The organism is Novosphingobium sp. Gsoil 351, assembly GCF_009707465.1.
In the GTDB taxonomy this organism is placed as follows: Bacteria; Pseudomonadota; Alphaproteobacteria; order Sphingomonadales; family Sphingomonadaceae; genus Novosphingobium.
In genome coordinates this window covers 476,911-492,469 of record NZ_CP046120.1, presented here as the reverse complement: position 1 = coordinate 492,469, position 15,559 = coordinate 476,911, and the positions used below count along the sequence as shown (strand labels likewise).

At 67.1% G+C, this 15,559-nt stretch carries 12 protein-coding genes and 3 pseudogenes; 8 read left to right on the top strand and 7 right to left on the bottom strand.

Going from position 1 to position 15,559, the window contains the following annotated elements; all coding sequences use genetic code 11:
- Window positions 1–87: 87 nt before the first annotated feature.
- On the bottom strand, window positions 88–1,035 hold the full coding sequence (locus GKE62_RS02275; RefSeq protein ID WP_154690832.1) for a TraB/GumN family protein: 948 nt from the start codon (window positions 1,033–1,035) through the stop codon (window positions 88–90).
- A 72-nt stretch (window positions 1,036–1,107) separates the two neighbouring features.
- Here GKE62_RS02275 and GKE62_RS02270 point away from each other — a divergent pair, with 72 nt between their 5' ends.
- Genes GKE62_RS02270 through ppdK form a run of 3 tightly spaced genes read left to right on the top strand, consistent with a single transcriptional unit; the run spans window position 1,108 to window position 6,905 of the window.
- A complete protein-coding gene (locus tag GKE62_RS02270) occupies window positions 1,108–2,007 on the top strand; it encodes a glycine--tRNA ligase subunit alpha (RefSeq protein ID WP_154690831.1) in 900 nt (299 codons plus the stop codon).
- On the top strand, window positions 2,004–4,175 hold the full coding sequence (gene glyS / locus GKE62_RS02265) for a glycine--tRNA ligase subunit beta (protein ID WP_370516044.1): 2,172 nt from the start codon (window positions 2,004–2,006) through the stop codon (window positions 4,173–4,175). Before GKE62_RS02270 ends, glyS begins: the two co-directional genes overlap by 4 nt.
- Window positions 4,176–4,232: 57 nt before the next feature.
- Window positions 4,233–6,905 carry a pyruvate, phosphate dikinase gene (ppdK, locus tag GKE62_RS02260; protein ID WP_154690830.1) on the top strand — a complete coding sequence of 891 codons (2,673 nt, stop codon included), beginning with the start codon at window positions 4,233–4,235 and terminating at the stop codon, window positions 6,903–6,905.
- Here the strand turns inward: ppdK and GKE62_RS02255 are convergent.
- Window positions 6,902–7,636 (bottom strand): methyltransferase domain-containing protein, encoded by a 735-nt coding sequence (locus GKE62_RS02255; RefSeq protein ID WP_154690829.1) that lies wholly within the window; start codon window positions 7,634–7,636, stop codon window positions 6,902–6,904. The two genes, ppdK and GKE62_RS02255, sit on opposite strands and share 4 nt — an antisense overlap.
- Here GKE62_RS02255 and GKE62_RS19595 point away from each other — a divergent pair.
- From GKE62_RS19595 to GKE62_RS02235, 5 genes and pseudogenes are all read left to right on the top strand, one after another.
- Window positions 7,530–7,844, top strand: a pseudogene (locus tag GKE62_RS19595) (double zinc ribbon domain-containing protein); the annotation flags it as partial. The gene GKE62_RS02255 and the pseudogene GKE62_RS19595 overlap by 107 nt on opposite strands.
- Window positions 7,845–8,065: 221 nt before the next feature.
- Complete coding sequence (locus tag GKE62_RS19590; RefSeq protein WP_370516043.1) at window positions 8,066–8,437, top strand: ComF family protein; 372 nt, start codon at window positions 8,066–8,068, stop codon at window positions 8,435–8,437.
- A gap of 303 nt (window positions 8,438–8,740) precedes the next feature.
- Window positions 8,741–9,109 (top strand): phosphoribosyl-AMP cyclohydrolase, encoded by a 369-nt coding sequence (hisI, locus tag GKE62_RS02245; protein ID WP_154690828.1) that lies wholly within the window; start codon window positions 8,741–8,743, stop codon window positions 9,107–9,109.
- A gap of 31 nt (window positions 9,110–9,140) precedes the next feature.
- Window positions 9,141–9,578, top strand: a complete 438-nt coding sequence (locus GKE62_RS02240; protein ID WP_154690827.1) for a MerR family DNA-binding transcriptional regulator — start codon at window positions 9,141–9,143, stop codon at window positions 9,576–9,578.
- 4 nt (window positions 9,579–9,582) lie between these two features.
- A pseudogene (locus GKE62_RS02235) lies at window positions 9,583–11,383 on the top strand (acyl-CoA dehydrogenase C-terminal domain-containing protein).
- A gap of 6 nt (window positions 11,384–11,389) precedes the next feature.
- On the opposite strand, the gene GKE62_RS02230 reads toward GKE62_RS02235, so the two are convergent.
- The 5 genes and pseudogenes from GKE62_RS02230 to GKE62_RS02210 all read right to left on the bottom strand — a co-directional run bounded on the left by GKE62_RS02230 (window position 11,390) and on the right by GKE62_RS02210 (window position 15,523).
- Entirely contained in the window at window positions 11,390–12,034 is a 645-nt protein-coding gene (locus tag GKE62_RS02230) for a hypothetical protein (RefSeq protein ID WP_154690826.1), read from the bottom strand.
- A 65-nt stretch (window positions 12,035–12,099) separates the two neighbouring features.
- Window positions 12,100–12,804, bottom strand: a complete 705-nt coding sequence (locus tag GKE62_RS02225) for a dienelactone hydrolase family protein (RefSeq protein ID WP_154690825.1) — start codon at window positions 12,802–12,804, stop codon at window positions 12,100–12,102.
- Between the two features lie 48 nt (window positions 12,805–12,852).
- Window positions 12,853–13,771 (bottom strand): annotated as a pseudogene (cysK, locus tag GKE62_RS02220) (cysteine synthase A).
- Window positions 13,768–15,063: an MFS transporter gene (locus GKE62_RS02215; RefSeq protein ID WP_154690824.1), complete on the bottom strand. Its 1,296-nt coding sequence runs from the start codon at window positions 15,061–15,063 to the stop codon at window positions 13,768–13,770. The pseudogene cysK and the gene GKE62_RS02215 overlap by 4 nt, the downstream one beginning before the upstream one ends.
- A gap of 121 nt (window positions 15,064–15,184) precedes the next feature.
- Window positions 15,185–15,523, bottom strand: coding sequence for a PilZ domain-containing protein (locus tag GKE62_RS02210; RefSeq protein WP_154690823.1), 339 nt, complete (start codon window positions 15,521–15,523; stop codon window positions 15,185–15,187).
- Window positions 15,524–15,559 lie beyond the last annotated feature (36 nt).

The following is a 15,559-nucleotide window of genomic DNA, read 5'->3' as shown; positions in this document are numbered from 1 at the left end:
CACTTGGGGCGGCTGTGCGCGAGGCACGAGGAAAAGGACAGTGCTTCGACAAGCTTGGAACCAAGGGACGCGGGAAAATCTGCAGCGCTACTGCAACCGCGTCGTCGCGAGACCCTTGGCCGAGAGCTGCTCCTGCACGCTGCCCGGCCCGGCCAGATGCCCCGCGCCCACTGCCACGAACACGGTCCCCGGCTTGTCGAGCCGGTTTTTTATCCAGTCCGCCCAGGCCTTGTTGCGGCGGGTTAGGAGCAGGTCGGTCAGCCCGGCGTCGGTCTCTTCGGCGTTCATCGTCTTCGCCAGCCCATCGGCATCGCCTTCGCCCCATTCGCCGATCAGCGTATCGATCTGCGTCGTCATGTTGGGCAGGTTGTCGACCACCTGGCGCAGATAGGCGATCTGGCCTGCCTGGGGCAGCGAATCGAACAGCCCGAGCTGGTAGGCCGCCGTCTCCAGCGCCTCCTGGCCCTTGCCCGAGGCCCTGGCTTTCGTGGCGAGCTGAATCTCGACGCCTTCTTCCAGCTTGAACCCCGAACGCAGCAGCGGCAGCGAGGACAGCACCACCGCGGCATACCACGGCTTGAACTTGTCGAGCGCGGTCGCCGGGATCGCGGCCTTGGTCAGCGCCGCATCGTAGGCGGCGCGGTCGGCCTCGCTCAGCTTGGCGCGCAGGCTCTGGCCCTCGGGCAGCATCGCGTTGCTCAGCAGCGCCTGCGCGGTGTCCATGCTGCCGACGTCGGCGATTTCGGTCACCAGCGTGCCCGATTCGGCGAAGGCCTGCGCCACCTGCCCGCCGAACCACGGCATTCCGGGGCGCAGCGCGTGGATCGTGCCGAACAGGTAGATCGTGGTGTCGGCGTCCTTGACCATCCACAGCGCGGGGTGGAGCGGCGGCGGCGGAATCTCGCGCAGCACCGGTGCGACCGGGGTGGGAAAGCTCTGCGGATCGGCGAGCGCAGGCGTGGCCCCGAACGCGAGCAAGGCGAGCCCCTCGGCGAAGCGGCGGGGAAGGGCGGACAGGAATTGGCGCAGTTTCATGGCCGCTCCTTTGCCAGCAGGCGATGAACGAACCCTTGCTTGGCGGCAACCCTTCCGCCATTGGCGCGGCCCATGACCGCGGGACCGAAAACCAGCTTCCAGGACATGATCCTGACGCTTCACGCGTTCTGGGCGGCCCAGGGCTGCCTGATCCTCCAGCCCTATGACATGCGGATGGGCGCCGGCACGTTCCACACCGCCACCACCTTGCGCGCGCTGGGTCCCGAGCCGTGGAACGCCGCGTTCGTACAGCCCTGCCGCCGCCCCACCGACGGCCGCTATGGCGAGAACCCCAACCGGCTGCAGCACTATTACCAGTACCAGGTGATCCTCAAGCCGAGCCCGCCGGACCTGCAGGAGCTCTACCTCGCCAGCCTGTCCGCGATCGGGATCGACCCGCTGCTCCACGACATCCGCTTCGTCGAGGACGATTGGGAATCGCCCACGCTGGGTGCCTGGGGGCTGGGCTGGGAAGTGTGGTGCGACGGGATGGAAGTCACCCAGTTCACCTATTTCCAGCAGATGGGCGGGTTCGATTGCAAGCCGGTGGCGGGCGAGCTGACCTACGGGCTCGAACGGCTGGCAATGTACATCCAGGGCGTGGACAGCGTCTACGATCTCGATTTCAATGGAAATGGCGTCACTTACGGCGATGTCTTCCTAGAGAACGAGAAGCAGATGTCGAAGTGGAACTTCGAGGTCGCCGACACCGAAGGCTTGTTCGACCTGTTCCGCAAGGCGACCGCCGAGTGCGAGAACTGCCTGGCCGCCGGACTCCCGATTCCCGCCTACGAGCAGGCGATCGAGGCCAGCCACGTCTTCAACCTGCTCCAGGCCCGCGGCGTGATCTCGGTGCAGGAGCGGGCCAGCTACATGGGCCGCGTCCGCGACCTCGCGCGCGGCAGCTGCGAAGCCCACATGAAGCGTGAGGCGCCGAGGTGGGCGGTGAAGTTCCCGGGATGGTCGGCGTGAGCGACTTCCTCCTCGAACTGCGGATGGAAGAAATCCCCGCGCGGATGCAGGCGGGGGCGCGGGCGGCGCTCGAGAAGGCGTTTCGCGAACACATGACGGCGGGCGGCGTCACCCACGGCGCCATCACCGTGTGGTCGACCCCGCGTCGCCTGGCGCTGATCGCGCGGGGCCTGCCCGAGGCGACCGAAGCACAGCGTGAGGAGATCAAGGGGCCGCGCGTCGGCGCGCCGCCGCAGGCGCTCGAGGGCTTCCTGCGCAAGGTCGGGCAGCCTCAGGAAAAGCTTGAAGATCGTGGCGGAACCTACTTTGCCATCGTCGAACGGCCAGGCCGCGCCACGCGCGACGTGCTCGCCTGGGCGATCGCCGCGATCGTGCGCACGTTTGCGTGGCCCAAGGCGATGCGCTGGGGCGCGGCCTCGCTCAGCACCGAAAGCCCGCGCTGGGTCCGCCCGCTCTCCGGGATCGTGGCGATCCTGGGCGAGGAACTGGTCGAGTGCACCGCCGCCGGGATCGCCAGCGGCTACGCTACGCTCGGCCACCGCTTCCACGCCCCCGGCCCGATCACAATCGGGGGGGCAAGCGACTACCAGGAGAAGCTGCGCGCCTGCCACGTGATCGTGGATCACGCTGAGCGCGAGGGGCTGATCCGCGACAAGGCCAAGGCCGCGGCCGCGCAAGCCGGGCTGGCGCTGGTCGAGGACGAGGGGCTGGTGATCGAGAACTCCGGGCTGACCGAATGGCCGGTGCCGCTGCTCGGCCGGTTCGACGCAGGCTTCCTCGAGGTCCCGCCCGAAGTCATCCAGCTCACCGCGCGGACCAACCAGAAGTATTTCGTGTGCAACGATGCGGACGGCAAGCTCGCCAACGCCTTCGTCTGCACCGCCAACATCGAGGCGGCCGATGGCGGCGCGGGCATCGTCGACGGCAACCGCAAGGTGCTCGCGGCGCGGCTGAGCGACGCGCGCTTCTTCTGGGAGCAGGATCGCAAAAAGTCCCTCGCGCAACACGCCGAAAAGCTGGCGAGCATCGTGTTCCACGAAAAGCTGGGCACCGTCGCCGACAAGGTCGAGCGGGTCGCCAAGCTGGCAAGGTGGTTGGTTGAGGAAGGCATCGTCGGTGGGGAGGATCGCGCTCGCCTCGCCGATCTCGCCGAACAGGCCGCGCGGCTGTGCAAGGCCGACCTCGTCACCGAGATGGTCGGCGAATTCCCCGAGCTCCAGGGCCTGATGGGCGGCTACTACGCCCGTGCCGAGGGCCTGCCAGACGCTGCCGCCGACGCCATCCGGGATCATTACAAGCCGGTCGGGCAGGGTGATGACGTGCCGACCGCGCCGGTGACGGTGGCGGTGAGTTTGGCGGATAAGCTGGATACGTTGGTTGGCTTCTTTCTTGTGAACGAACGGCCGACAGGATCGAAAGACCCTTTCGCACTTCGCCGTGCTGCGTTGGGTATCATCCAGATCATCGTGGCGAATGGACTACGTATTCCAATTTGGATCGCTGCCGCTGCTCATGCTTCGCTCGGTCGAAATCCCGATACATTGAGCATCAAGAATTCCTCGTCAGCTTGGGGGCACAGAACACGGTCCAAGTATGTGGCGGTGCATGGTCATCCAGACAGTTCCGATTTTGCGAAGCAGATTATCTCCGGCTCTGACGGACTTGTGGACTTCTTCGCCGACCGCCTCAAATTTCAGCAACGCGAAGCCGGCGTCCGCCACGATCTGATCGACGCGGTGTTCGCGCTCGGTGGCGAGGACGATCTAGTCCGCCTCCTCGCGCGGGTACACGCGCTTCAGGCGTTCGTCGGCACCGCCGACGGCACCAACCTGCTCGCCGGATACAAGCGCGCGGCGAACATCCTGAAAAAGGAAAGGTATCAGGACGGCGAAAACTCCATACTTTCCTACACGCCCGAAACCGCCGAAAGGGCGCTGATCGAGGCGCTCGACGCCGCGGAACCCGAGGCGCGCGATGCTGTCGCTGCCGAGGATTTCGCGGGGGCGATGGGCGCGCTCGCCAGTCTGCGGGGCCCGATCGATGCGTTTTTCGACACCGTTACCGTCAACGACGACGACCCCGCCAAGCGGACACACCGGCTCGCGCTGCTCGACCGGTTCCGCGGTGCGGTCCATCGGGTGGCCGATTTCTCGAAAATCGAGGGATAGAATTTTTACCTTAGACTGTGGTCCAAGTGGTCCATGGCTCAATCAGCAAGGGCCGGAATGAGCAACGTCTACACTTTCGGCGGCGCCTTACCGCAGGATAATGCCCGCTCCGACGACCCCCGCACCCGCGACAAGACCATTGTCGGCGGCAAGGGCGCGAACCTGGCCGAAATGGCCGGTATCGGGCTGCCGGTGCCGCCGGGGTTCTCGATCACCACCGAGGTCTGCACCGCCTTCAACGCCAGCGGCGGCCAGTTCGACGACGCGCCGCGCGCCGAAGTCGCCGCCGGGATCGCGCATATCGAGACGGTGACGGGCAAGGCTTTCGGCGATCCGGCCGATCCGCTGCTGGTCTCGGTCCGCTCGGGCGCCCGGGTATCGATGCCGGGGATGATGGACACCGTGCTCAACCTTGGCCTCAACGACGCCACCGTCGAGGGGCTGGCGGCCGCCAGCGGCGACGCCCGCTTCGCGTGGGACAGCTATCGCCGGTTCGTCCAGATGTATGCCGACGTGGTGCTCGGGCTCGACCACTACCGGTTCGAGGACGCACTCGAAATCGCCAAGGAAGACAACGGCTTCTTCACCGATACCGAGATGCAGGCCGAGCATTGGCAGGCGCTCGTCGCCGAGTACAAGGGCATCGTCGCCGAGGAGCTTGGCCGAGACTTCCCGCAGGACGTTCACGAACAGCTTTGGGGCGCGATCGCGGCCGTCTTCGAAAGTTGGGACAGCGAGCGCGCCAAGGTCTATCGCCGCCTCAACGCAATCCCCCACGACTGGGGCACCGCGGTCAACGTCCAGGCTATGGTCTTCGGCAACATGGGTGATACCTCGGCCACCGGGGTCGCCTTCACCCGCGATCCCGCGACCGGCGAGAAGGCGTGGTACGGCGAATGGCTGGTCAACGCCCAGGGCGAGGACGTCGTCGCCGGCATCCGCACCCCGCAGTACCTGACGCGCGCGGCCCGCGAGCGGGCAGGAGCCAAGCCGCTCTCGATGGAAGAGGCGATGCCCGAGGCGTTCGCCGAACTGGGCCAGGTGTTCGACCTGCTCGAGCGGCACTACCGCGACATGCAGGACATCGAGTTCACCGTCGAGCGCGGCAAGCTGTGGATGCTCCAGACCCGCAGCGGCAAGCGCACCGCCAAGGCCGCGCTCAAGATGGCGGTCGACATGGCGGGTGAGGGCCTGATCGACCGCACCGAGGCGATCCGACGGGTCGATCCGATGGCGCTCGACCAGTTGCTCCACCCCACGCTCGACCCGTCGGCCGTGCGCGACGTGCTGACCCGGGGCTTGCCCGCCAGCCCCGGAGCGGCGTCGGGCGCCGTGGTGTTCGACGCCGACGCGGCCGAGCGCCGCGCCGCGCTGGGCGAGGCGGTGATCCTCGTCCGCGTCGAGACCAGCCCCGAAGACATCCACGGGATGCACGCGGCCAAGGGCATCCTCACCGCGCGTGGCGGCATGACGTCACATGCGGCGGTGGTGGCGCGCGGGATGGGGCGGCCATGCGTGTCCGGGGCCTCGTCGCTGTCGATCGACATGACCCGGCGGGTGGCCAAGATCGCCGGGCGCGAAGTGGCCGAGGGTGAGGTGATTACGCTCGATGGCTCGACCGGCGAGGTGATGGCGGGCGCGGTGGCGACGATCGAGCCCGAGTTGGTCGGCGACTTCGGCGTGCTGATGGCCTGGGCCGACGAGGTCCGCCGGATGCGCGTGCGCGCCAACGCCGATACTCCCGCCGATTGCAAGATCGCGCGCCAGTTCGGCGCGGAGGGGGTCGGGTTGTGCCGCACCGAGCACATGTTCTTCGACGCCAACCGCATCCGCTCGGTGCGCGAGATGATCCTGGCGGACGACGAGAAGGGGCGCCGCACCGCGCTGGCCAAGCTGCTGCCCGAACAGCGCACCGACTTCATCGGCATCTTTCGCGAGATGGCAGGCCTGCCAGTGACGATCCGCCTGCTCGACCCGCCGCTCCACGAGTTCCTGCCGCAGGGCGACGCCGAGTTCGCCGAGCTGGCCGAAGTCACCGGGCTGGGCGTCGACCACCTCAAGCGCCGCGCGGCGGAGCTCCACGAGTTCAACCCGATGCTCGGCCACCGTGGCTGCCGCCTGGGGATCACCTATCCCGAGATCTATGAGATGCAGGCCCGCGCGATCTTCGAGGCGGCGTGCGAGGTGGCGGAGACCGGTGATGCTCCCGTCCCCGAAGTGATGATCCCCCTGGTCGGCACCAAGCGCGAACTGGAACTGATGCGTGCGCTGGTGAATCGGGTCGCCACTGAAGTGTTCAGCGAGAAGGGGCGGACGCTGGAATATCTGGTCGGGACCATGATCGAGCTGCCCCGCGCCGCGCTGATGGCGGGCGAAATCGCCGAGGAGGCGACGTTCTTCTCGTTCGGCACCAACGATTTGACCCAGACGACGCTGGGTGTGTCGCGCGACGACGCCGGGCGCTTCCTGGGCACCTACGTCGAGCAGGGCATCTACGCGCGCGATCCGTTCGTGTCGCTCGACATCGATGGCGTTGGGCAACTGGTGGCGCTGGCGGCGGAGCGGGGCCGTGCGACGCGGCCCGAGATCAAGCTCGGCATCTGCGGCGAACACGGCGGCGATCCGGCGAGCATCGCCTTCTGCGAGGCGCAGAAGCTCGACTACGTCAGCGCGTCGCCCTATCGCGTGCCGATCGCTCGTCTGGCGGCGGCGCAAGCATCACTATCTTAGCGTTTCCAACCCGTTAGAGTCACTATCTCGAACGTTTCTTCGGTTTGCGAGCCGAACAGGCGGCGCGCGGTCGCCGCAGCCTCGCGGGTGAGTGGCGGGCCAGGCCGGGCCAGTACGTTGACCAGCCCCTGGGCGCGCAGATCGGCGACCAGGCGATCGAGCGAGGCGAACCGAACCTTCAGGCTCCGGCCGTCGGCGACCGGGTCGGCGAAGCCCGCCCGCTGGACGAGCTGTGCGCCAGCGCGGACGTCGATCATCGGGTGCAGGCGCGGCGCGGGCCGCTCGCCGTCGGCCGCCAGCATCGCGCCGCGCAAAACCGGCAGGCTGCCCGCGCCCACCAGGCTGGCGATCAGCAACCCGCCCGGCGCCAGGGCGTTGCGCAAGTGGACCAGCGCACCGGGCAGGTCGTTCACCGTGTCGAGCGTACCGAGGCTGGCGATGAAGTCGAACCCGGCGAAAGTCAGCGGCTGCTCTTCGTCCAGACCGTGTTCGGGCGCGGCCTCGCGGATCGCGGAGCCGTTGGAGGAAAGCTCGCGGGCCAACGCCCTGCCGTAGTCGCCGATCACCAGCGCGTTGCGCGGGACGTGACGAAGGAACGACAGGCGCTCGAGCACATCCTCGACCATGTCGTCGAGCAGGTATCGCGGCGCGCCCGGCAGGGCCTGCGCCCGCACCATCCGTTGGCGGACCGCGGCACGGCGGTTTGGCGAGAAGATCGTCGGCGCGGCCATCCGCGCAGCGCTTGCCAAGCGCCGGGGCGCTCCGCAAGCTATGCCAGTGTCCCGGCTCGCCGTTCTGACCCCGTTGATCGACCTCGTCTTCCCCCCGCGCTGCCCCTTGTGCGGCGACGCGCTGGGCGAGCAGGGCGGGTTGTGCATCGCCTGCTGGAGCAAGCTGGTCATCCCCGGCGATCCCGCGTGCGCCCTATGCCAGCGCCCGCTCGGCGATGCTTCTGCCGAGGGCTGGGACGGTGCCAGCGCGGCCGCTTGCGCGCCCTGCCTCGCGGCGCCGCCCAAACACGCCGGGATCGCGGCGGCGACGCTCTACAACCCGGCCTCGCGCGATCTGGTGCTGGCCTTCAAGCACGGCCGCCGCGTCGCCCTCGGCGCATTGCTCGGACGGTTGATGGCGGCGCGGGCGATCCCGACGGCGAGTGGCTGGTGGTCCCGGTGCCGCTGCACCGCTGGCGGCTGTGGAAGCGCGGGTTCAACCAGTCGGCGCTGCTGGCGCGCACGATCGCAGCTACGCCCGGTCGTACGCTGGCGGTCGATGCGCTGTTTCGCACCCGCGCGACACCTTCGCTCGGCGGGCTGGGGCGAAACGAACGCGCCAAGGCGCTGCGCGGCACGATCTCGGTCAATCCGGTCTGGCAGCCCCGCCTGCGCGGCGCCAGCGTGTTGCTGGTCGATGACGTCATGACCAGCGGCGCGACGAGCGACGCGTGCGTTCGCGAACTGCTTCGCGCCGGAGCGGCCAAAGTGCGAATCGCGTGCTTTGCTCGCGTGCTGGACGAGGCGATTCCTCATGCGTAAGCCCGCCAACGAAAAGCGCCCGGAGGTGACCCCCGGGCGCTCTCGTGACGATACCGTCGCTGCGCTTTCGCGCCGAAACCCTCATCTCCCCGATCCGCGCCGCCTGTTGCCGCTTTCGAACCGGGGGACTTCCCCGAACTTTGGCCTTTTGGCCGTCCGGCTCCCTCAAGCCGTAGCGTTTCATTGCGCATCGCTGAGTTCGCGCATAGCGCAACTTGCGCGAGCGATGGATTTTGCCTCCGCGCTGTGGTTATCTTGCAACAAAATTTCGGTCGCCCGGACCGACCATCGAAGAGATCGCGTTTGAGCCTTTCCCCAAGCGAATCCGCCGGCCCGTTCGCGCCGCGCTTCGATGCCGCCGGCCTCCTGGCCGCGGTTGCGATCGATGCGGCGAGCGGGGAGGTGCTGATGCTGGCGCACATGGACGCCGAGGCCTTGGCGATGACCCGCGAGACCGGCTTCGCGCATTTCCATTCGCGCTCGCGGGGGCGGTTGTGGATGAAGGGCGAGGAGTCGGGCAACACCCTGCGCGTCATCGAGATCCGCGTCGATTGCGATCAGGACGCGATCGTCCTGCGGGTCGAGGCGGCGGGGCCTGCCTGCCACACCGGCGCGCGCTGTTGCTTCTACCGCGTGCTGGAAGGCGATCGGCTCGAGTTAGTGCAAGATTGACGTTTACGTAAAGGGCAGTTAAGGCCAGCCCATGGCCGCTAGTGCTTCCGCCCAGACCCCCGAACGTCATAGCGCGCACCTCGATCGCCCGGACGCGCTCGAACGCGAGCGGTTCACCATCTCCGACCTGTCGACCGAATTCGGCGTCTCGGCCCGCGCGTTGCGTTTCTACGAGGACGAGGGGCTGATCGCCCCGACGCGTAACGGGCTGGCCCGGATCTATTCGAAGCGGGACCGCGCGAGGCTCGCCTGGATCCTTCGCGCCAAGAACGTCGGTTTCAGCCTGACCGAAATTCGCGAACTGATTGATCTCTACGATCTCGGCGACGGCCGCGCCGAGCAACGCCGGACCACGCTGGTCCGCTGCCGCGAAAAGATCGCCTTTCTCGAGGCGCAGCGTGCCGACCTCGAAGCATCGATTCACGAATTGAGCGATTTCGTCGCCATGCTGGAAAAGCTGGAGTCCTGACCCAATGCCCACCTACCGCGCCCCGACCCGCGATACGCGCTTCGTCGTCAACGAACTGCTCAAGCTCGACAGCTACGGCAATCTGCCCGGCTTCGAGGGCGCGGACCGCGAGATGACCGACACTGTAATCGACGAGGCCGGAAAGTTCATCGCCGAGGTCGTCGCCCCGCTCAACCATTCGGGCGACCAGGAAGGCTGCGCCCGCGCCGCCGATGGCAGCGTGACCACGCCCGCCGGGTTCAAGGACGCCTATGACCAATTCCGTGAGGCGGGCTGGGGCACGCTCTCCGCGCCTGAGGAGTTCGGCGGGCAGGGCATGCCGCATGTCATGGGCATGCTGGTCGAGGAATATCTCGCCGCCGCCAACCAGGCGTTCGCGATGTATCCCGGGCTGACCGGCGGCGCGATCGCCTCGATCCGCACCAAGGGTTCGCCCGAGCAGCAGGCGCTCTACCTCCCGAAAATGATCTCGGGCGAATGGCTCGGTACGATGAACCTGACCGAGCCGCACTGCGGCACCGATTTGGGCATGATCCGCACCCGCGCGGTGCCGCGTGCCGATGGCACCTATGCGATCACCGGAACCAAGATCTTCATCTCGGCGGGTGAGCACGACCTGACCGAAAACATCGTCCACCTGGTCCTGGCCAAGACTCCGGATGCGCCCGAATCGTCGAAGGGCATTTCGCTGTTCATTGTGCCCAAGGTCCTCGTGAATGCAGATGGCAGCCTTGGCGAGCGCAACGCGGTTTCGTGCGGCAGCCTCGAACACAAGATGGGAATCCGCGCCAATGCCACGTGCGTGATGAACTATGATGGCGCCACGGGCACGATGGTGGGTGAGGAGAACAAGGGACTCGCCGCGATGTTCATCATGATGAACGCAGCACGGCTGGGCGTGGGCATCCAGGGCTTGGCGCAGGCCGAGGTCGCCTACCAGAATGGTGTTGCCTACGCGATGGAACGCCGCCAGGGCCGCGCGCTGACGGGGGGCAGCCGAACCGCAGGAAAAGGCCGACCCGATTATCGTCCACGCCGACGTCCGGCGGATGCTCATGGATGCCAAGGCGCTTACCGAGGGCCTACGCGCGCTCTGCCTGTGGGGCGCACTCCAGGTCGATCTCAGCCACAAGGCGGGGACCGAGGAGGAACGTGCCGCCGCCGACGACCTGCTCGGCATCCTTACTCCGGTAATCAAGGGATACGGCACAGACAGCGGCTACAGGGTCGCCACCGACATGCAGCAGGTGTGGGGCGGACACGGCTACATCGTCGAGAATGGGATGGAGCAGTTCGTCCGCGATGCCCGGATCGCAATGATCTACGAGGGTACCAACGGAATCCAGGCGATGGATCTGGCTGGCCGCAAGCTGGCGCTGAATGGCGGCCGCGCAGTGCAGGCGTTCTTCGCGCTGGTCGATGAGGAATGTACGAGCGTAGAGGGCGATCTCGCCCCGATCGCCGCGGCGCTGGCCAGGGCCAACGGCGAACTCAAGGCCGCGACCATGTGGTTCATGCAGAACGCGATGGCCAATCCCGATAACCTCGGTGCGGGTGCCTATTCGTATATGACGCTGATGGGCACGGTGGCGACGGGGCTGATGTGGCTCAAGATGGCCAAGGTCGCGACGGCTGCGCTTGCGGACGGAACCGACGACCGCGCATTCTACGAGGCCAAGCTGACCACCGCCCGCTATTTCGCCGAGCGGCACTTGCCCGATTGCGGCGCGCTGCGGAGGAAGATCGAAGGTGGCGCCGACAGCGTGATGGCGCTCCCGGCCGAGGCCTTCGCGACGGCCGCCTGATCGGCGTCAGTCGACGTCGAGACTCAGCAAGGTGAAGCGCGCGGGTCCGGTTGCGTAGACCCCGTGGCTGCGGCGCGAAGCCGAACCGAACGCGATCCCCAACCTGGCCGTGTCCTCGAGCGCGGCGGCGAACCCGTCGGGTATTTCGCGGTTGCTTCTGCCGTGGACGTTGGTCCAGTTCTCGTCCATTCCAACGGTGATCGTGTGGAGACCAGGGCTAAGCGGCACGACCGCCCGCGAGGGTACGTACCAGCGAAACGACTCATATGCCCCCTTGGCATTCCAGTTGTCGCCCCGCCTCTGAAAATAGAGCGAAATCGTGGCCGGCTCCCCAGGCGTCTCGTCGGCGACGAATCGGGTGCCACGCGCGGCGTCGATGCGATAGCGCATGGTGATCGTCCGCGCGCCTGTCAGCGGACCGACGCGCGCGGTCATCGCATCGACCTGGCCCGATCCCGCTTGGGGAAATTCGAATATCACCGAGCCGTTCGCACCCCGGTCGGGATTGAACGGCATGCCCTCGGAATAGTTCTTAACCCGGACAATCGGGCCGATCTCCCATGCCTCGGCCGGCGGCATCGCCGCGAGCGCGGCGGGGACAACAGAGGCAGCAAGGGCGAGTGGGATGAAATGGCGCAGCGACATGGTCATTTGGCAGTTACTAGCCCAGCCGCGGTGTCGCCGGGCTGAACCTTGCAGCCATCATGCAGCAAGCTTTAACCGACGATCTCGCTCAACAAACCCAGCATCGCCGCCCAGCTCTGCCTATCCGCGCTGGCGTCGTACCCCAGTGCGGGGAGGCCATGGCTGTCGGCTTCGGGGTCGGTGAAGCCGTGCTTTACGCTTGCGTAGACGTGGAGGTGCCAGTTGGCTTCCGCGGCGTCCATTTCCTGCTGGAAAGCGCCTACTTGGTGTCGCGGGACCAGAGGGTCGGCATCGCCGTGGCAGACGAGGATGCGGGGGCGGATCGGCTCGGTCGCGGGGAGGGCGGAGGTGAGGATGCCGTGGAAGCTTGCGACCAGCACCAGCGGCAGGTTCATCCGCGCCGCTTCGATCACCGCCTGGCCGCCCATGCAATAGCCGATCGCGGCAAGCGGCAAGCCCTGCGCCTCGGGCAGCGCGGCCAGGGTGTCGATCGCCGCCTCGATCCGTGCTCGGAAGGTGCGGGCGTCGGCGCGCAGTGCCGTGCCGAGTGCGTGAGCATCGGCGCGGTCGGCGCAGGCGCGCCCGTAGAGGTCGGCGCAGAACGCGAGGTAGCCTTCGCCCGCCAGCATCGGCAGCCGGCGCAGCGCGTTCTCGGTCTGGTTCATGATCGTCGGAAACACGACGACGGCGGCGCGTGGGATTCCGGCCGGGCGGACAAGGAGACCGGTAAGCGAGGTGGGTCCGTCGACGTAGGGGATGGGTTCGGGGGTGGTCAAACTTCTAACCTCACTACGACGGGGCCTTATGACAAAGCCGCGTTCGCCCTACTCCGGCAAAAAGTCCGGCACCGACAGATACCGTTCGCCGGTGTCGTAGTTGAACCCCAGCACGCGCGCGTCGGGGGCGAGATCGGGCAGCTTCTGGGCGATGGCGGCCAGCGTCGCCCCGCTCGAGATGCCGACGAGCATCCCCTCGACTGTCGCGCAGCGCCGCGCCCACTCCTTCGCATCCGCCGGATCGACCTGGATCGCGCCGTCGATCGACTGGGTGTGGAGATTGCCCGGGATGAACCCCGCGCCGATCCCCTGGATCGGGTGCGGTGCGGGTTGGCCTCCGGAGATCACCGGCGATAACGTCGGCTCGACCGCCCAGGCTTTCATCCCCGGCCAGTGCTTCTTGAGCTCCTCGGCGCAGCCCGTCAGGTGGCCACCAGTGCCGACTCCGGTAATCAATGCGTCGATCGGGCCGTCGGCGAAATCGTGGAGGATTTCCTGCGCGGTGGTGTTGACGTGGACCGCGATGTTGGCGGGATTGTCGAACTGCTGCGGAATCCATGCGCCCGGTGTGGCGTCGCGGATTTCCTGTGCGCGCTCGATCGCGCCCTTCATCCCCCTTTTCACGAGGGGTCAGGTCGAAGGTTGCGCCGTAGGCGAGCATCAGTCGCCGCCGTTCGAGCGACATCGATTCGGGCATGACTAGGACAAGCTTGTAGCCTTTGACCGCGGCGACCATCGCCAGCCCGATTCCCGTGTTGCCGCTGGTCGGCTCGACGATCGTGCCGCCCGGCCGCAGGCTACCGTCGGCCTCGGCCGCCTCGATCATCGCCAGGCCGATGCGGTCCTTGATCGAACCGCCGGGGTTCGCCCGCTCGCACTTGATCCAAACCTCGCGGTCGGGGAACAGGCGGCTCACGCGGACGTGCGGGGTGTTGCCGATGGTGGCGAGGATGCTTTCGGCCTTCATGTCGTCTGCTCCTTGAGTCTGTCGTCGCCGGAATCATCTAGCGTCCGGTATTGCGGCGCGAAAGTCCTCGCCCGGCGCAGTTCAGGGAAGAACACCGCCCACAGCGCGGTGACGACTATGGCCCCCGCGCCGCCGAAAACAACCGCCCCTGTCGCGCCGAGCAGAGCCGCGGCAAGCCCAGATTGCATTTCGCCCAGTTCGTTCGACGCCGAGATCGCCAGGCCTGAGATCGACGAGACCCGCCCGCGCACCTCGTCGGGGGTGTTGAGCTGGACCAGGCTGTTGCGGATGAACACCGAGACCATGTCCGCCGCACCGAGCAGCGCGAGCAGGCCAAGCGAGGCGAAGAACGCACGCGACAGCCCGAAGGCGATCGTCGCCGCGCCATAAGCGACCACCGCCCACAGCATCTTGACCCCTACGTTGTGTGCGAGCGGGCGCCATGAGAGCCACGCCGCCACCAATACCGCGCCCACTGCGGGGCTCGCGCGCATCAGCCCGAGTCCTTCGGAGCCGACATGAAGGATGTCGCGGGCAAACACCGGGAGTAGCGCGGTTGCCCCGCCTAACAGCACTGCGAACAGATCGAGAGTCACGCAGCCGAGAAGGAAACGCTCGTTCCAGACGTAGCGGAAGCCGTCGACAACCTGGCGGAAGGGGTGAACCTCGCGCGCCACCGGGGCCGGCGGCAGCGGGCGGATCCACAGCAGCGCGGTGGCGGAAGCCAGCAGCAGGACCGCCGCGCTCCAATAGGGCAGGTCGCGCGCCACCGCGAACGCCAGTCCCGCCGCAGCCGGTCCGCCGATCGCCGCGGTCTGCCAAGCCATGGAACTCATCGCGATGGCGCGCGGCATCAGCGGGGCGGGGACGATGTTGGGGACGATCGACGACACCGACGGGCCCACGAACACCCGCGCCGAGCCATGCAGCGCGCCCAGCACGTAGATCAACGGCAGCGTCACCGCGCCGCTGTGCGTCGCGAGCGCCAACGCCAGCGCGATGAACAGATCGATTGCGGCGGCGAACGCGGCGACCTTGCGCCGGTCGAAGCGATCAGCCGCCACGCCGGCTAGCGGAGTGAGCAGCGCGAGGGGAACGAACTGGACCAATCCGAACAGGCCGAGCTGGAACGAAGCCTGGGCGATGCTCATGCCGTAGTCCGAGCGGGCGACGTCGTAGAGCTGGTAGCCGATGATCACCACCATCCCGGTGGTCGCGAACGACGAACAGAACCGGGCGAACCAGATCTTACGATAGTCTGGGATCTGCAGCGGTGAGGCGGGTTCGAGCACGCCCGGGCAATGGCAGCGCGGGCGACGCTTGCCAAGCGGGCTGTAGCTTGGACGTTGGAAGCTCGGCTAAAACGCCATCAACCCGCTGGACCCGAGCAAATCGTGACGGTCATCAGTAAACTCAGCGCGAGGCGCGTAGCTTTGGATTGGGCTGGAGCGCGTCGATCGTCCGCATGAAATCTTCGAGCCGCAGGATGCGTTCGAATTGGAAACCGGCGCGGTCGCCGTTGTTCCAGATCACGAACGCCTCGATCCGGCCGACCTCGGGCAGGCGGATGGTGACCCGCTCGCCGCGCGAAAGGGCAAGCTCGCCATTGATCATGAACCCGTTGGCGGAAATGTTGACCACGTGGAGCATCACGTCGCCATGCAGGCGATGCTCACCGATCACGCGATAGTTCACCGGGTGCCGCGCGGCGCGGCGCAGATCGGTAACCGATAGTTGTGCGCCGCCCGGCATTCTCGCTCCTTCACGCTGACAATGCGATGAAGGGCG

Excerpts from the sequence above, each read along its gene's own strand:
- GKE62_RS02255 (WP_154690829.1), bottom strand. The coding sequence starts at position 7,636 with ATGGCCGCGCCGACGATCTTCTCGCCAAACCGCCGTGCCGCGGTCCGC.
- GKE62_RS02210 (WP_154690823.1), bottom strand. The coding sequence starts at position 15,523 with ATGCCGGGCGGCGCACAACTATCGGTTACCGATCTGCGCCGCGCCGCG.
- GKE62_RS02230 (WP_154690826.1), bottom strand. The coding sequence starts at position 12,034 with ATGACCATGTCGCTGCGCCATTTCATCCCACTCGCCCTTGCTGCCTCT.
- GKE62_RS02270 (WP_154690831.1), top strand. The coding sequence starts at position 1,108 with ATGACCGCGGGACCGAAAACCAGCTTCCAGGACATGATCCTGACGCTT.
- GKE62_RS02240 (WP_154690827.1), top strand. The coding sequence starts at position 9,141 with ATGGCCGCTAGTGCTTCCGCCCAGACCCCCGAACGTCATAGCGCGCAC.
- ppdK (WP_154690830.1), top strand. The coding sequence starts at position 4,233 with ATGAGCAACGTCTACACTTTCGGCGGCGCCTTACCGCAGGATAATGCC.
- GKE62_RS02275 (WP_154690832.1), bottom strand. The coding sequence starts at position 1,035 with ATGAAACTGCGCCAATTCCTGTCCGCCCTTCCCCGCCGCTTCGCCGAG.